This is a genomic window from Fusicatenibacter sp., from assembly GCF_977045365.1.
Genome location: NZ_CDRRUH010000066.1, coordinates 1 through 16,819, shown reverse-complemented (window position 1 = coordinate 16,819; position 16,819 = coordinate 1). Strand labels below are relative to the sequence as shown.

Here is a 16,819-nt window from a genome sequence, read left to right as displayed (position 1 = left end):
CGACGAGCGGAGCCGCTGCGGAAACGCCATTTGCTGTAACAGAAGCTGGAGAGGGCTATACCCTTGAGACTCCGTTCTACACGATCCAGATCGATGCAAACGGTGAATTCACTTCCCTGTTTGATAAAGAGAATGACCGCGAAGTGCTTCAGAGCGGAACAACCGGCAACGAGCTGCGTATCTATGAGGACAAACCTCTGCAGTACAGCGCATGGAACCTGGATATCTTCCACACCGAGAAATCCTGGAAAGTGGAGGGTGTACGCCGCATGGAGTGGACAGAAAACGGTCCGGTCCGCGCAACACTGGAAATTGAGCGCGAAGTGATGGACACCGTCATCCGCCAGCAGATCCATTTCTATGCAAAAGACCGCAGAATCGACTTCGAAACCTACGTTGACTGGAAGTTCGCCGAGCATGTACTGAAAGTTCACTTCCCGGTAGACGTTCACAGCGACGAGGCAACTTTCGATATCCAGTTCGGTAATGTGACAAGAAAACTGCACACCAACACAAGCTGGGATCAGGCAAGATTCGAAGTATGCGGCCACAAATGGGCTGATATCTCAGAGGGAAGCTACGGCGTCAGCCTGATGAATGACTGCAAGTACGGCTATTCCATGAAGAACCGTGTGATGACGCAGACTCTGATCAAATCCGGAACTGAGCCGAACCTGACCGCAGACCAGGAAGAGCATTTCTTTACTTACTCTCTGTATCCGCACGCAGGAACATGGCGTGAGGCAGGCACCGAGCAGGAAGCTCTGAACCTGAACGTACCGGCAAAAGCAGTTGCAGGTGCAGCAGAGAAAGACCGCATGGAATTCCTGTCTGTAGACAAACGCGACGTAGTGCTTGAGACTGTGAAGAAGGCAGAGGACGGCGACGGCGTAATTGTTCGTCTGTACGAGGTGGAGAATGCAAGAACGAAAGTGACCCTGCACTGCGCAGAGGCAATTGCATCCGCTGAGGAGACCGACCTTCTCGAGAACCCGATTGAGGGCGCGCTTGGTGTGAAGGAGAACGAGATTGAGCTTACGATCAAGCCGTATGAGATCCGTACGATCCGCATCCGTACCGCGAAGTAAGAAAACAGAAATAAAATATAGAAATCACAATTGGTCCACTGGACCAATTGTTGATATGCCGAGCAACAGAAAAAGACACCGTGTCCCGGAAGGGAAGACGGTGTCTTTTTTGAAAACAGATGAAAAATAAAATCAGTCACCGGTGGAATCGCGGTACAGCACGTTGGTGCTGAGATACGTAATTTCATGCGGCGTGTTCGGATATTTGATCCGGTACAGAATCTGGAGTGCCAGACGTGCGCCGAGTTCTTCGTTGAAGACCTGAACAGTCGTCAGATGTTCTGCCAGAAGATCCTCTGTATTGTTGTCGAAGCCGGATACTGCAACGTCCTCCGGTACGCGTAAGCCCCGTTTTTCGAGAAGCTGCATCAGAATGCAGGCAACGTAGTCGCTGGCGCAGACGAAAGCGTCCGGCATGCGGGACAGGGAAGAAAGGAAGGTATCGATTTCTTCACGGTACGTATCGATACCGAGCGGTGTCGTCAGGCAGAGAGAAGAATCCACCTTTTTACCGGCATCCGTCAGAGCCTGGCAGAAACCTTCATATCGTTCGCGGTTGGACTGTGCGTAGCTGATATCACCGATGAAGCCCGGAAGGGTGCGTCCCTGCTCGAGCAGATGGCTGGTGATGCGGCGGACACTGGTGCGGCTCTCCATGAGAAGCAGGTCGCCGTTCAGTTCATCCGGGGCAACAAGAGAGGAAGTGTCCAGGAACACTTTCGGAATCTGTGTCTCTGCGAGCAGGCGCAGAAGACGCTCGTTGTACACATTCAGAACGATGATGCCGTGAACATTTCCGTTTGTAAGAGTCGGCGGGAGAAAATACGTTTTATCCGCCGAAGTCGGAAGATACGTGTAAACGAGATTGACATTGTGTGTTGAAAATACTTTTGCAATCTGGTGGATGATGGTCATCCAGAAAAGTGAGGTTTCCGGTCTGCAGACGGCAACTGCAATGTTGACCGGCGTGGTCTCCTCTGCGCTCTGCGGATACTGAAAATCCTCCGGGATGGCATAGCCGAGTTCCTGGGCTTTGGCGATGACCTTGGTGCGCAGGGAATCGGAGACGCCTTCATGTCCGCTGAACACCTTCCAGACCGTAGTCCGGGAGATGCCCAGGGAGTTCGCGATTTCCTGTAACGTTACTTTTTTCATAGTTTAAACCGATCCTGTTACAAATTTTGAGTGCTAACACATATTATACACTTAACGTGTAACTTTTTCAACCTTTCCATTGGAATACAGAAGGAGTAAATGTGCTCCGTCGGCACTCGGGCAGGTGATCAGGTAAGAGTGGCTTGTGGTCTCAATGGTGTAGTCAAGAGCTTTGACGGTTTTGTTGAAGTCATTTGGAGCGTAAGCGGCAAGGGTCTCCTGTAAAACGGTAAGACTGTCGCTGTAGGAACCGGTTGTCTCAAACAGAATGTTTTCTGCGTAATACAGCTTGCGGAGTTCCCATTTGCGGTATTCGTCCTCCGGAATCGTGATGTCACACGGTGCGTCGCCGTGGTCGTCAGAGAAGAAAACGAAAGACCAGAGTTCCGGGTAATGAATGTTGATGACACCGGTCGGAGCCCATACCCAGTTGTCCTCCGGGAGAACGTTTCCGGCTTCATTGGTACGTTTTACATAAGTGTTGTCCTTGATGTCCACTTTCCACTGAACACGGGAGAAGTTCATACGGTAGAATTCTCCGTTTTTCGGTGCGCGGCGTTCTTTCTGATACTCATAGAGAGCAGCGAACGGAATGACAACCTCAACGCTCCAGCCCTTGTTTTCTACGGATGGATCGTTGATGGAGCCATCTACATGGACAGCGGTGCGCAGACCGTGCATGTCGTAGCCATTGAGGCCGCTTCCGCCGTCACGGTATGGCTCGGAAAGAAACAGATCCCATACCGTGTTCAGAACGTTCATTTCGAACTCATAGTAATGGTACGTATCAGAATCCGGGTCAACGAAGATTTCAAAATCGTTGTCGAGGAAAATGACGGAGTCGCGCTCGGTCTGGTGTCCCCAGATTTCATCGCCGTCAAGCACGGCTGCTACGTAAAGGTTCTCGTCATCCCAGAGCATTTTTGCACGGGTGACAAAGCGCGGAAGCGGCATGTGGCTTCCTTCGATATCGAGAAATTCGTCGGTATACGGGGCATCTTCCCAGAATGGTTTGTTGATGTTTCCGTCTAACTCAAACGGCTTTTTTGCGCGGTGGCAGGTGTAAACCGGCGGTGCGAACGGGACTGCCGGAACCGGAATTGTGATGTTTGTACTCATAGTAAAAATCTCCCTTTCAAATATTTACTGTTAAGCTTTTTTAGAAAACACGCGGAAAACGTGTCGACAAAAGGTATCATAACACCGGAAGTAATAAAATTCAACATTAAAATGAACAAAAATGAACGAAAGATAACTTACTGTGGACAAAATGAAAAGAATGCGGTACAATAAAGCCACTTGAAATAAGAAGAAGGACAAGGAGGAAACAAAAACAATGGAAGCATATCAGAATGCGGCCCTTTCCCCGGAAGAGCGCGCAAAAGACCTGCTCGGAAAAATGACGCTGCAGGAAAAAGTAGGACAGTTAAATCAGCGTCTGTACGGATTCCGGATTTACGAGAGACAGGGTGAGGAGTTTACACTGACAGAGGAATTTAAAGAGGAAGTAGAGCGCATGGGAGGGCTTGGCGTCCTGTACGGCCTGTACCGTGCCGATCCGTGGGCAGATAAAGATGAGAAGACCGGCATTGTGCTGGAACTTTCCGCAAAAGCCTATAATATAGTACAGAAATATGTGATCGATCATTCCCGCCTCGGCATCCCGATGATGATGAGCACCGAGTGCCCGCACGGCCATCAGGCGCTCGGCGGCGGTCTGCTTCCGGTCAACCTGGCAGCAGGCGCAACATTCGACCCGGAACTTCTTTCCGAAGGCTACAAGGCATGCGGAAAACAGTTAAAGAGCGGTCATGTGGATCTGGCGCTGATGTCGGCGCTCGATATGGCGCGCGACCCGAGATGGGGAAGAAGTGAGGAGTGCTACTCTGAAGACCCGTGCCTTGCCGCATCCATGGCAAAAGCGGCAGTCACCGGTATGCAGTCCACCGGTGTCGGCAGTGTGGCAAAACACTTCTGCGCACAGGGCGAGACAACCGGAGGTGTGAACGCGAGTGCTGCAAGAATCGGCGAGCGGGAGCTGCGGGAAATCCATTTTCCATCGGCAAAAGCGTGCTGTGAAGCAGGCGTGGAAGGCATCATGGCGGCATACAACGAGATCGACGGCGTGTACTGCCACAGAAACGCATGGCTGCTCCGCGATGTTCTGCGCGGTGAAATGGGCTTTGATGGCATTGTGATGGCAGATGGTTTGGCTGTAGATTTCCTTAAGAATACCGAGGGTGATACTCTGCATGCAGGCGTTGCAGCGAGAAAAGCCGGTGTGGATGTGAGCCTCTGGGATGAAGCGTTCAGCCGTCTCGGCGAGGCCGTAGAGCAGGGACTTCTCGATGAGAGCGAGATCGACGAGTCTGTTCTCAAAGTTCTGAAGCTGAAATTTGAAAAGGGTCTGTTTGAACATCCTTATATGGAAGAAAACATGCTCACCCCGGAAGAAGCCGGGATCCCGGAAGTATCTCTTTCCCTGGCACGGGAGTCCGCTGTTCTTCTGAAAAACGAGGAGAGTGTGCTGCCGCTTGCTAAGAAGTACAAAAAAGTAGCTGTGATCGGCTATCACGCAGCAGACCGTTACTGCATGCTCGGCGACTACACCCCGCCGGTTCCGGAAAGCGAGTGCGTCACCGTCCTTCAGGGCATGAAACAGGAAGCGCCGGAGGGAGTGGAAGTTTCCTATGCAATGGGAAGTGAATTTTCAGAGGCTGACGAGGACGAGAAAGCAAAAGCACTGGCACTTGCAGCAAAGAGCGATGTGATCGTAGCTGTTGTCGGCGGTTCTTCTTCCCGTTTCGGCGGAGCTGTGTTCGATGCAAACGGTGCAGCATCCAAGGGAACCGGCAGCCGTTCGATGGACTGCGGCGAGGGAATGGACACCGCAAAGGTTCACATCCCGGCAGCACAGGAAGAACTGGTTGCAGAGCTTGCCCGCCTTGGCAAGCCGATGGTAACCGTTGTGATCGCAGGAAGAGCATACTGCATCGAGGATATCGAAAATGCTTCGAATGCCCTTCTGTATGCGTTCTATCCGGGTCCGATGGGCGGCAAGGCCGTTGCAGAGATGCTCTACGGAACCACGAATCCGTCCGGCCGTCTCCCGGTTTCCATGCCGCGCCACGCCGGCCAGATTCCGGTATGCTACAATTACCGTACCTCCGTCGTTCCGGCATACTGCGATATGACGAGCCAGCCGCTGCATACGTTCGGTGAGGGAAAATCCTACACGACGTTTGCGTGCAGCGATGTTTCCGTGAACAAAGAAGAAAACGGTGCTGCCGTTTCGTTTACCGTAGAGAACACCGGTGCCATGGCAGGAACCTCCGTTCCGTGTCTGTATGTGCGGAAACGTTCCGGCGGTGTGGTAGCGAGAATCAAAGAGCTGAAAGCTTTTACCAGAATTTCTCTTGCACCGGGTGAGAAAAAAGAAGTTTCGTTCCAGCTTTCCAAAGAGGAGATGAACTTTGTCCAGATTCCGGGAAAACCGGAAGTGATCTGCCATGACTATGAGCTGATGCTCGAGGATGGAGCAGAGAAATGGTGGAGCGGAAATGTAACTGAAATGTAAGGTTTGACGGAAGATAATATAAAAAGTAACAAAACTGAACAAAGGGAGAAAATATGTTGCGAAACAAAACGACGTATTTTCTCCCTTTTTGTTTCTTTGAAATGGACGAAAATACGAAAAAAGATAACACGGATCACGGCCGCAAGGGACAGAAAAACCGAAAAACGCGTCGAGATATAGGAAAAGTGCTTAAAAAACGCCTGCTTAAATTGCGTAAAAGTAACAAACTGGTATATATGTTCAATTAATGATTGACAAATAAGGTAACAAAAGGTAAAATAAATTCAACAAAACAGTGTTGGATAAATCTTAAATCACAGATTTGATTGTGGCAGTTGCACAAAAAGAGAACAAGATGCGAAGATGATGCAAGAGAAAAATGTTCACGGCGAGGGATGCTCCAATCAAGGAAAACACGAAACCTTTGAAAAGGGAGGACAAGAGAGAAATGAAAGAGAAACCAACAAAAGCAAAGAAAAAAGGCCGTACCATCCGCGCCTTTAAGAGAGACATCTCGCTTTGGCTTTTCTGCGTTCCGGGCGTGATCCTGACATTCATCTTCAGCTACATTCCGATGTACGGTGTACAGATCGCGTTCCGCCGCTTCAATGCGACAGCCGGAATCGACAAGAGCCCGTGGGTAGGCATGTACTACTTCGAGAGATTCTTCAACTCTCCGTACTTTGCGACTACCATCAAGAACACGTTGATCCTGAGTCTGTACGGACTGGTCGTATCGTTCCCGATTCCGATCATCCTGGCTCTGATGCTGAACTCCTTCCGTCATAAGAGATACCGGAAAGTGATCCAGACTGTCACCTACGCACCGAACTTCATTTCCACCGTAGTTATGTGCGGTATGATCATTCTGTTCCTGTCTCCGTCCGTTGGTGTTATCAACCACGTACTGGAAGCAATCGGAATTCCGGCGGTCAACTTCATGGCCAAGAAAGCCTACTGGAGACACATTTATGTGTGGACCGGCGTATGGCAGAGTACCGGATGGAGCTCCGTTATTTACTTCGCAGCACTCGCCGGCATCAGCCCGGAGCTGCATGAGGCGGCAAAGGTAGACGGCGCGACGAAATTACAGCTGATCCGTCACATCGACCTTCCGCTGATCATGCCGACTGCAACCATTCTTCTGATTATGAACTGCGGAAGCATTCTTTCCGTCGGCTTCGAAAAAGCCTTCCTTCTGCAGAATAACCTGAATGCCAGCGTATCCGAGATCATTTCCACCTACGTCTATAAGGTCGGTCTGATCAACAACGATATGTCGTATTCTTCAGCAATCGGTCTGTTCAACACCATCGTAAACATGGTTATGCTGATCATTGTCAATACGATATCTGATAAACTTTCGGGCAACAGCCTGTGGTAGGAGGAAACGAAAACATGAGTAAAGAAAATACCGCAGTGACAAAAAAGAAACTGAAACGATGCAAAGAGGACGTCGTTTTTGACACAGCCTGCTTCATTATCCTGACGCTGGTCCTGTTTGTTGTGGCATATCCACTGTACTGGGTTATCATTTCATCCATCAGTGCGCCAAGCGCCGTATCGAGTGGTAAAGTACTGCTTCACCCGATCGGATTTACCCTGAAGGGCTACGCAGAAGTATTTAAAAACGACCAGGTTATGAGAGGCTTCTTAAACTCCCTGATCATCACCTTCTGCGGTGTCATGGTCAACCTGATCGTAACGCTTCCGACATCGTATGCACTTTCCAGAAGCAATTTCTCCGGAAAGAAACCGATCACCATTTTTTATCTGATTACCATGTTCTTCAGCGGCGGTCTGATCCCTACCTATTTGGTCATTCAGAAACTGCAGATGCTGAACACCATCTGGGCACTGATTCTCCCGGGATGCTTGAGCGTCTACAACATGATCGTGGCAAGAACCTTCTTCAAATCGAATATTTCGGAAGAGCTGTATGAGGCAGCTGAAATTGACGGCTGTACCCAGGCGAGATTCTTTTTCCAGATTGCACTTCCGCTTTCCAAAGCGATCATCGCAATTCTGGTTCTGTACTATGGTGTCGGCCACTGGAACTCTTACTTCTCAGCACTCGTTTATATTTCGGACAAGGCGAAATATCCGCTGCAGCTGGTTCTGCGTAACATCCTGATTACGAACCAGACTGCGCTGTCCCAGACCGCAACAACGGCAGCAGCAAGAGCAGCACTGCAGGAAAAACAGCAGCTGATCGATGTTATGAAATACTCGCTGATTATCATCAGCAGTATCCCGGTTCTGGTTATGTACCCGCTGGTGCAGAAGCACTTTGTAAAGGGTGTTATGATCGGATCCATGAAGGGTTGATTTACAGCAGAAATTTTTTTAACGATTTATCTGCCGCACAGGAAACAGCGGTATGTAAATAAAGGGTCCGGACAACGGACAGGCAAAAGCGCTTCCGGCGGGAAAATGCCGCCGGAACAACACAGGAGGGAAAAATCATGAAAAGAAAAGCAGTCGCAGCAGTTTTAACTGCAGTAATGGTAGCATCCATGTTTACCGGATGCGGAAGTGATAACGGAAGCAGCTCTGCAAAGAGTACTTCTGCAGCATCCGCAGCAAACGACACCGTTGACGAGGATGGAAAAGTAAACGGCATTATGTATCAGGAAGGTCTGCCGCTGGTAGATGAGGGAGCTTACACCTTCTCTATCTTCTGCGATGATTCCAGCGAATCCGGCGAGTTTATTATGCTCGATGAGTTCAAAAAACAGACCAATGTAGACGTTGACCTGAAAATTTATCCATACGAAACAGCAACAGAGAGACTGAATCTGGACCTGAACTCCGGAGATTACGCAGATGTGATCGGCGGATGGACCTTAAGCGATAATGCAATCCTCACCTACGGTGTAAACCAGGGTGTATTCATTCCGCTGGAAGATTATTTTGAAAAATATTGTCCGAACATTTCTGCGATCCTGGATCTGCCGGGTGTAAGAGAGAAAATGACAGCACCGGACGGACACATCTACACGATTCCGTATGTATGCGCCGATACCACTGTTGGATACAGCCCATACATCAATACGAAATGGCTGGAGAATGTTGGCATGAGCATGCCGACCACGACAGACGAGTTTGAGGCAGTTTTAAAAGCATTCAAAGAGCAGGATGCAAACGGCAACGGCGACGCTTCCGATGAAATCCCGTTCTCTACCGACCCGAACAACAAACATATCGAGGCGATGGCCGGTTATTTCGGACTTCCGATGAACAAACTTGGTATTGCAATCCAGGATGAAAAGGTTGTTTACGGCGGTGTCAGCGATACGTACCGTGAGTTCCTTTCCTGGTTCCACAAGCTGTATGCAGAAGGACTCGTAGACGTAGAGCTTTACACACAGGACAGCTCCACATGGGAAGGTAAAGGAAATCAGGATCTGTACGGCGTTTCCATTGCATACGGAAGCAGAGAGTTTACCGGAATCCCGGATGCGGAGGAAAGAGGCGATTTCGATTCCATGCCTGTTCTGAACACAGACAAAGACGGAATCTGGCTGCGCGATACGGAAGGCTTCAACGTATACAGAACCCAGGCTGTCATCACAAACAAGGCAGAGCATCCGGAAATCATCTGCCGCTGGTTTGACAATGCATTCGCACTGGAGAACGGCATCGGCTGCAACAGAGGACCGGTTGGTGTGATTGTAAACAAAGAGGATGACGGATACCATGCGGTTGACACTACCACACTGTCTGAGGAAGATCAGGAAAAATATTCCTGGAGCAATCTGTGGCCGCAGTCTCTGCCGAAATATCTGCCGGCAGACTTCGAGTTTGTAGAAGAGCATCCGATGTATGATGAGAAAAAAGCAACAGAGGAAGCTTATGAGGCAAACCTGACCAAAGAAATTATTCCGTCCTACTGGATTGACCTGGATAAAATTGATACCTTCTCTGATACGAACACAGCAATCAAAGATTTCTTTGAGCAGCAGCAGGCACAGTTCGTATGCGGCGAGCTTGACATTGACAACGATGCTGACTGGCAGGCTTATGTAGACGGTATGTACTCTCTGGGACTTGAGGACTGGGTAGCAACTCAGGGTATCGAGGAAATCGCGAAATAAACAGGAAAAGGTAACGATATTTCCTGTGGCGTGAAAAAAGGCATATTACAGTGTAAAACGGTAATATGCCTTTCTTTTTGGCAAGAACTGATAGAATGGGAAGAAACAATAAAGGGGTAGTTAGATCGGATAAAAAAGGGATGCCTGGAATCTTTTTTTCTCTGCTTTTACGGGAACAGAAAGAATCCGGGAGTACAAAAAAAGGAGGATCTGGAAGATATGATGCAGGACTGGTTTCGGAACGCGAAGCTGGGCATTTTTATCCATTATGGGATTTATGCGGTGGGTGATGTGTCGGAGTCATGGTCGTTCCACAACGGAAATATCTCTTATGAAGATTACATGAAACAGTGTGAAGGATTTACAGCGTCAAAGTTTGATGCGAAAAAATGGGCGGAGCTGTTTCAGAAAGCAGGAGCGCAGTATGTGGTTATGACAGCAAAGCACCATGACGGCGTGGCACTGTTTGATACCGGATACAGCGATTTAAGTGTCGTGAAGAAAACACCGGCAGCGCGGGACCTTGTAAAAGAGTATACAGCTGCCATGCGTGAGGCAGGTCTGAAGGTCGGTATTTATTATTCGCTGATCGACTGGTCGGATCCGCGGTACCGCACGGTTTATCCGGAAGGAATGAAAAAAGAGGACTGCCTGAACGACATCTATGGTTCCCCGGCCGGAAAAGAGGAGGAGCCGGAGAAATGGCAGGAATTTCTGGAATTCAACAATCATCAGTTAAAAGAGCTGATGACGAATTACGGAACCGTGGATCTTCTGTGGTTTGACGGTGACTGGGAGCGGAGCGCAGCACAGTGGAAGATGCCGGAATTCAGGGAATATCTGCATACCCTGAATCCGAACGTTGTATTGAATTCGAGAATGCAGGGTTACGGAGATTACGAGACACCGGAGCAGGGAATCCCGCTGTACGGACCGAAAGGTGAGTGGGAATTCTGCACGACGATCAATGACTCCTGGGGATATCGTCCGTCAGACAATGATTACAAGAGCAGCGGCCAGATTGTGCGCATGTTCTGCGACTGTATTACCCTCGGCGGAAGAATGCTGCTGGACATCGGACCGAAAGAGGACGGAACGCTCGATGAGCGTCAGGAGAAGGTGCTGCTGGATCTCGGCGGATGGATTCATGACCACGAGGAGGCTGTTTTCGGTACGGATAAGGGCCTGGATTACAATCATTTCCTCGGAGGAAGTACGATTTCGGCGGATAAGAAGACGATTTATCTTTTTGTTTATGACAAACCGCAGGAGACGCTGTGCGTGAAGGGCATTAAGACACCGGTGAAGAAGGTGACGGTTCTGCATACGGGCGAGGAACTCCGGTTCTCTTATACGGGATCGCTTCCGTGGAGCGGCATTCCGGGTACGCTTTGGATCTGGGCCGGCGAGATGAGCATTCATCCGTTTGCGACGGTTGTGAAGGTAGAGCTTGAGGACGAGATTACCTACAATCTGGGTCACGGTGAAGTCGTAACCTTTAATGAATAGAAGAGGGGCAGAATAAGTTATGAAGAGAATTATTGGTTATGTTAATACAGCAGATCTGAATCATATGCGTAAGGAGGATGTGCTGGCGCTCGACGTGATCAACATTGCGTTCGGACTGATCCGGGACGGAGAGGTTGTTTGGGATGCGAAGGACGCGAAAGAGGGGATTACATCGATTCATGAAATTCATCCGGAGCTGAAGATTGTGCTTTCGGTCGGCGGATGGGGTGCTGACGGGTTTTCCCAGGCAGCCAGAACGCAGGAAGGCAGAGAGAAGTTTGCAGCGAGTGCGCTGGAGATCGTGAAGGAGTATGGACTCGACGGTGTTGATATTGACTGGGAGTATCCGGGAACATCGCTGGCGGGGATTGCTTCGGACAAATCCGATAAGGAGAATTATACGCTGCTGCTGGCGGAACTGAGAAAGACGCTGGATGCATATAAAGCGGGGATGTTTGTGACGACGGCTGTCGGCGGGGATGTTTATTTTGCGCTGCAGACGGATATGAAAGAAGCAGCAAAATATCTGGATTATGTGCAGTTGATGACGTATGATCTGCAGGGCGGATTTCAGATGGTGACGGGGCATCATGCGGCGCTGTATCACAGTGAGGGGAATCTGTTTGATGCGTGCGTGGAGAAGGCTGTGAATGGGTTTGCGAACGCGGGCGTTCCGATGGAAAAACTGATTCTTGGGGTGCCGTTTTATTCGAGAAAGTGGGATGGCGTGAAAGGTGTTGGATGCCGCAACGGACTTGGGATGGAAGCGTCTACTGTTGGCGGTTATGGCGGAGATTATGGCGAGCTCAAGGAAAGCTGGATTGGAAAGAATGGGTTTGTCCGGTATTGGGATGAGCAGGCGAAAGTGCCGTATCTGTTTAATGGGGAGACGTTTATTAGTTACGAAGACACAGAGTCGCTGGGAATTAAAATTAATTATTTGAAAGAACGGGGCATGGGTGGTATTATGTTCTGGGAATACAAATGCGATCCTAGCGGGGAACTGCTTTCATTTATTAAAGAGAATATGTAGGGAGTGGGGCACTTTGGCCCACAGCCGGCAGCCGGCATGTGAAAAGGCTCCTCACTCCGTTGCAGGGACACCGGCATCCGGCGTGTACGCATTCGTCGGACTTTCTTGCGAAAGTTCGCCACCTGTGTACACGCCGGATGCCGGTGTTCCTGCAAAGTCGCAAGGAGTCCTTTTTCACATGTCGTCTGCCGGCTGTGGGCAGATGTACGTATTGGGGACGGAGAGGGAGAAAAAAGAGAAAAAAGAGAAAAAAGAGAAAGGGATGGTAGAGATGATCTCGGAAAATTTGAAAAGATATGCAACGGAAAGATTTAAGGAGCGGAGAGAGCTGCTGGCTCCGGTGATGCCTGTGATTGAAGAAGGGCTGGCGCGGTGCAGTGAGGATGAGGCTGTGCTGATGAAGTTTTTATATGGGACGATGCCGGTGAGAGATGCGGGGGAGTATGGTTTTGAGATTTTTCTGTCTTATGTGAAGCATGCGCTGATGCTGCGGGAGAATGTGGCTTGGTGCAGGGAACTGCCGGAGGATGTGTTTGTGAATTATGTGCTGTATGACCGGATTAATTCGGAGGATATTACGGACTGCAGACCATTTTTCTATGAGCAGATTATGGAGCGTGTGGCTGGAATGTCGCTGAGAGAGGCGATTCTGGAGATTAATTACTGGTGCGCGGAGCATGCGACGTATGAGGCGACGGACGGCAGGACGGCGTCTCCGATGACGATGTACCGGAGCGGGAAGGGGCGCTGCGGGGAGGAGTCGACGTTTGCGGTTACGGCGTACCGGAGTGTTGGTATTGCGGCGCGGCAGGTTTATACACCGAGATGGGCGCATTGTGATGACAACCATGCGTGGGTTGAGGTGTTCGTGGACGGCGAGTGGCATTTCCTTGGCGCCTGCGAGCCGGAAGAAGTGCTGGATACCGGCTGGTTCTCCGGTCCGGCGAATCGGGCAATTCTGATTCATACGCGGAACTTCTCGGATTATGTGAAGGAGAGTGATGAGGAGTACCTTGGAAAGGAAGGGGCGCTGCATTACTTTAATCACACGGCGTTTTATGGAAGAACGAAGCTGGTGAAGATCGGTGTGAAGGATGAGAACGGAAATCCGGTTCCGGGAGCGCATGTGGCGGTTGAGATTCTGAATATGGCTGAGTTTTTCCCGGCGGCGGTGCTGATTGCGGACGAGAATGGAGAGGTTCAGGTGACGCTTGGTCTTGGCGATATCCGGGTACGGGCGTTTGACGGTACGCGCCGGGCAGAGGCGATGATGCGCATCGAAGATGAGGATTCGCTGGAGCTGGTGCTGCATGAGGAGGCTGTTCCAGCAGCGGATGATACGTGGCAGACGCTGGAAATCCGGGCGCCGAAGGAAGTACCGGTGCGGAACGTGGTTGTCACGAAAGAGCAGAAGGAGCGCAATGCGGCACGGATGGCAGAGGCTGAGAAGCTTCGGAAGGCACGGTTTGCGGCTTGTTTTGATGAGAAAAAGGCTGCAGAGTATCCGGAAGCGGAAGAGATTTTCCGGCGTGCGGGGGAGAATTTTGGAGAAGTTTATGCCTTCCTTTCGAAAGATGAAAACCCGAACCGGAAGAAACTGCTGTTTTCGCTGGCGCTGAAGGATGCGAAGGATTTGAAGGCATCGGTGCTGGAAGATCATCTCGACTGTGAGCAGGGGGATCTGCCGGAGGAGATTTTCGTGAAGGATCTTCTCTGCCCGCGTATTTTTCTTGAGGAGCTTACCAGCTATCGGAGCATGATCCGCGGATATTTTGATGAGGAGACGAAACGCAGCTTTGCAGAAGAGCCGGAGCGGATCTGGGAATATATTCAGAAGAATATTACGTTCCATGCAGAAGAAGAGTATGACACGACCATGGCAACTCCGGTCGGTGTTCTTACGATGGGACAGGGAAGCCCGCTGGCGCAGAAAATTCTGTTTGCGGCAGTCTGCAGAAGCCTCAATGTGGCAGCAAGACTGAATCCGGTGACACTGGAGCCGGAGTATTACCGCGATGGGGCATTCTATGGTGTGGAAGCAGAAGAAGCTGGTGAGACGGAATGCACAGAAAGTGCTGTTCTGACGCTGAATGCAGAGGATGGAAGTGCATGGAAGTATTATCAGACATGGACGATCGGAAAATGGAATGGAACGGTGTTTGAGACGCTGAATTACGAAGAAACTGCGTTTGACGGCAAAACACTGGCGCTGACCCTGGAGCCGGGATGCTACCGTTTGAACACAAGCATGCGTATGCCGAACGGTGATCAGCATGCCGTATACCGCGTGTTTGAGCTGAAAGCGGGAGAAGCAAAAGAGATTTATCTGGAAACTGTGAAAAAGGAGCTGGACGAGCTGTTAGAGCATATCGAGCTGCCGGAGATCACGCTGGAGGATCTGGACGGAAATGCACATACCTTGAACGATCTCACCAAAGACGGCCCGATCCTTCTCGCCTTCCTCGGAACCGGAGAGGAGCCGACCGAGCACGTTCTGAATGAGCTGATTGAGATATCAGAGAAATGGAACGCAAAAGACGCTGGAGTGGCAGCGGTTGTCCGCACCAAAGCGGATCTGGAAAACACCACCTTCCAGAAAGCCCGCGCAGCCATCCACAACATGTCCCTCTACCTCGACCCATCCGACGACGCCCCGGCGATCGCCGAAAAAATGGGAATCGACGCGGAGAAACTCCCGCTGCTGATCCTCGCTCTGCCAGGAAACATCGGCGGACGCGCCTATGCCGGATATAACGTCGGCAGCGTCGGGCTGATGCTGCGGCTGATGGAAGAGGCGGCGAAAGCGTAAGTTAATACTAAAAAAAACAGGCTGACGCACGAATGCGGCAGCCTGTTTTTTTAAAGAACGCCCAGTTTTTTCAACTGTGCCACGCCATCTTCATACCCCGTAAAATGAATTCCATGAATCCCTGCCTGCTCTGCAGCTTCGACGTTTGCTTTAGTGTCGTCGAGGAATACGCAGCGGTCCGGAGTGAGGGAGAATTTCTGGATCAGGTGCTGGTAGATCTCCGGTTCCGGTTTTGTTAAATGGCAGGTGTAGGAGAAGAGGGTTCCGTCCATGTAGGGGAGGAAGGGCATTTTCTCTTTGGTGCGCTCGAAGAGGTCTCCGGAGTAGTTGGAGAGGATGTAGAGGCGGTAGCCTTTTTCTTTTAAGGAGCGTACCCAGCTTTCTGCATACGGCAGCGGGGTGATGGTTTCCTCGCAGTGGGCGAAAACCTCTTTGATTTCTTCGGTGTATTCCGGGGCGAGGGAGCAGAATCCTTTTACAATCTCCTCCGGTGTGAGAATTCCGCGGTCGAACTGGCGCCAGTAAGGGCTTTCGAAGGTTGCGGCGGCGATTGCTTTCGTCTTTTCCGGACCGAAAGCAAAGCGTTTCAGATAGGACTCGTAGTCCCAGTTGACGAGTACGCGGCCTACATCAAAAATAATGGTATCAATCATGACTGTTTTTCTCCTTTGTCTGATTTGTTGTTCTCATCGCGGTGCGACAGAACCTTTGCAACCAGCATCATGGCATAGATGAGCACTGGTACGGTAATTGCACAGTAGAGGCAGACCGTCAGCGCCTTGTGTGCAAACGGCGTGTCGATAAACGCAAAAATCATGGCGCCAAGTCCGAATCCGATCAGGACCGCGATGGTGAGAATGGCGCCGATCTGTTTGAGTCGTTTCATATAAAATCTCCGATCTTTCGCTGAAAGTGACATCCTCCCCCACCTGTAGAGATGGGGGCTTCCCTAACCTCGGTAGGTTTGGTTCTCGTTCGATAGCACCAATGTGCTAAGCATAAGCGAGCTATCCCCGTGTGTCCCACGGTTTTTTTATATTACGTTACGGTCATGCCACTACCAGCCGCATTCCCTCATTTCTGATATTGCCAGCCGCATTTACATCTCTGTCGTGATGGGTTCCGCACTGCGGACAATCCCACTCTCTGACCGCAAGATTTTTTGTCTCTGCGTTCCTGTAACCACAAACGGAACAAATCTGACTGCTGGCGAAAAAATTGTCCACCTTCACAATCTTTTTACCCTGTTCCTCAAGTTTGTATTTCAAGAACCCTGTGAACATTCCCCACCCGTTATCTGAAACAGATTTTCCAAAGTTCAGCATCTGTGACATCGCTTTCATATCTAAGGATTCTATACATACACAATCATAAGTGTTTGCTATCTGCCTCGACAGCTTATGCAGAAAATCCTTTCGTTGACCGGAAACCTTTTCGTGGAGTTTTGCCACCTTGATTCTCTGCCTGCTGCGGTTGTTCGAACCTTTCTGCATTTTGGAAAGTCTGCGCTGCTCCCTCGCTAATTTTTCCTCTGCATTCCTGTAATACTTC

The 16,819-nt window shown here is 50.3% G+C and carries 13 protein-coding genes; 8 read left to right on the top strand and 5 right to left on the bottom strand.

Annotation, left to right across the window (positions count from 1 at the left end):
- Positions 1-1,088 (top strand): glycoside hydrolase family 38 C-terminal domain-containing protein (locus ACY2VW_RS12355; protein ID WP_461878276.1); only part of this gene is annotated, 1,088 nt, incomplete at its 5' end.
- Between the two features lie 132 nt (positions 1,089-1,220).
- On the opposite strand, the gene ACY2VW_RS12350 is transcribed toward ACY2VW_RS12355, so the two are convergent.
- Together ACY2VW_RS12350 and ACY2VW_RS12345 are read right to left on the bottom strand one after the other, a co-directional pair.
- A complete protein-coding gene (locus ACY2VW_RS12350) occupies positions 1,221-2,243 on the bottom strand; it encodes a LacI family DNA-binding transcriptional regulator (protein ID WP_461878275.1) in 1,023 nt (340 codons plus the stop codon).
- A 51-nt stretch (positions 2,244-2,294) separates the two neighbouring features.
- Positions 2,295-3,362, bottom strand: a complete 1,068-nt coding sequence (locus tag ACY2VW_RS12345) for a carbohydrate-binding family 9-like protein (RefSeq protein ID WP_461878274.1) — start codon at positions 3,360-3,362, stop codon at positions 2,295-2,297.
- 217 nt (positions 3,363-3,579) lie between these two features.
- On the opposite strand from ACY2VW_RS12345, the gene ACY2VW_RS12340 reads away from it, so the two are divergent.
- From ACY2VW_RS12340 to ACY2VW_RS12310, 7 genes are all read left to right on the top strand, one after another.
- Positions 3,580-5,820: a glycoside hydrolase family 3 N-terminal domain-containing protein gene (locus ACY2VW_RS12340; protein ID WP_022463172.1), complete on the top strand. Its 2,241-nt coding sequence runs from the start codon at positions 3,580-3,582 to the stop codon at positions 5,818-5,820.
- A 448-nt stretch (positions 5,821-6,268) separates the two neighbouring features.
- Positions 6,269-7,204 (top strand): ABC transporter permease, encoded by a 936-nt coding sequence (locus ACY2VW_RS12335; protein WP_461874987.1) that lies wholly within the window; start codon positions 6,269-6,271, stop codon positions 7,202-7,204.
- A 14-nt stretch (positions 7,205-7,218) separates the two neighbouring features.
- A complete protein-coding gene (locus ACY2VW_RS12330) occupies positions 7,219-8,148 on the top strand; it encodes a carbohydrate ABC transporter permease (RefSeq protein ID WP_461874988.1) in 930 nt (309 codons plus the stop codon).
- A 137-nt stretch (positions 8,149-8,285) separates the two neighbouring features.
- Positions 8,286-9,917 carry an extracellular solute-binding protein gene (locus ACY2VW_RS12325; protein ID WP_461878273.1) on the top strand — a complete coding sequence of 544 codons (1,632 nt, stop codon included), beginning with the start codon at positions 8,286-8,288 and terminating at the stop codon, positions 9,915-9,917.
- Positions 9,918-10,046: 129 nt separating this feature from the next.
- Positions 10,047-11,426 carry an alpha-L-fucosidase gene (locus tag ACY2VW_RS12320; RefSeq protein WP_461878277.1) on the top strand — a complete coding sequence of 460 codons (1,380 nt, stop codon included), beginning with the start codon at positions 10,047-10,049 and terminating at the stop codon, positions 11,424-11,426.
- A gap of 19 nt (positions 11,427-11,445) precedes the next feature.
- Complete coding sequence (locus ACY2VW_RS12315; protein WP_461878272.1) at positions 11,446-12,459, top strand: glycoside hydrolase family 18 protein; 1,014 nt, start codon at positions 11,446-11,448, stop codon at positions 12,457-12,459.
- A gap of 262 nt (positions 12,460-12,721) precedes the next feature.
- A complete protein-coding gene (locus ACY2VW_RS12310) occupies positions 12,722-15,268 on the top strand; it encodes a transglutaminase domain-containing protein (RefSeq protein WP_461878271.1) in 2,547 nt (848 codons plus the stop codon).
- Between the two features lie 50 nt (positions 15,269-15,318).
- Here ACY2VW_RS12310 and ACY2VW_RS12305 read toward each other — a convergent pair whose 3' ends face one another.
- From ACY2VW_RS12305 to ACY2VW_RS12295, 3 genes are all read right to left on the bottom strand, one after another.
- Positions 15,319-15,921 (bottom strand): HAD family hydrolase, encoded by a 603-nt coding sequence (locus ACY2VW_RS12305; RefSeq protein ID WP_349142257.1) that lies wholly within the window; start codon positions 15,919-15,921, stop codon positions 15,319-15,321.
- Positions 15,918-16,154 carry a hypothetical protein gene (locus tag ACY2VW_RS12300; protein WP_461878270.1) on the bottom strand — a complete coding sequence of 79 codons (237 nt, stop codon included), beginning with the start codon at positions 16,152-16,154 and terminating at the stop codon, positions 15,918-15,920. The genes ACY2VW_RS12305 and ACY2VW_RS12300 overlap by 4 nt, the downstream gene beginning before the upstream one ends.
- A 163-nt stretch (positions 16,155-16,317) precedes the next feature.
- Positions 16,318-16,819 (bottom strand): RNA-guided endonuclease TnpB family protein (locus ACY2VW_RS12295; RefSeq protein ID WP_461878269.1); only part of this gene is annotated, 502 nt, incomplete at its 5' end.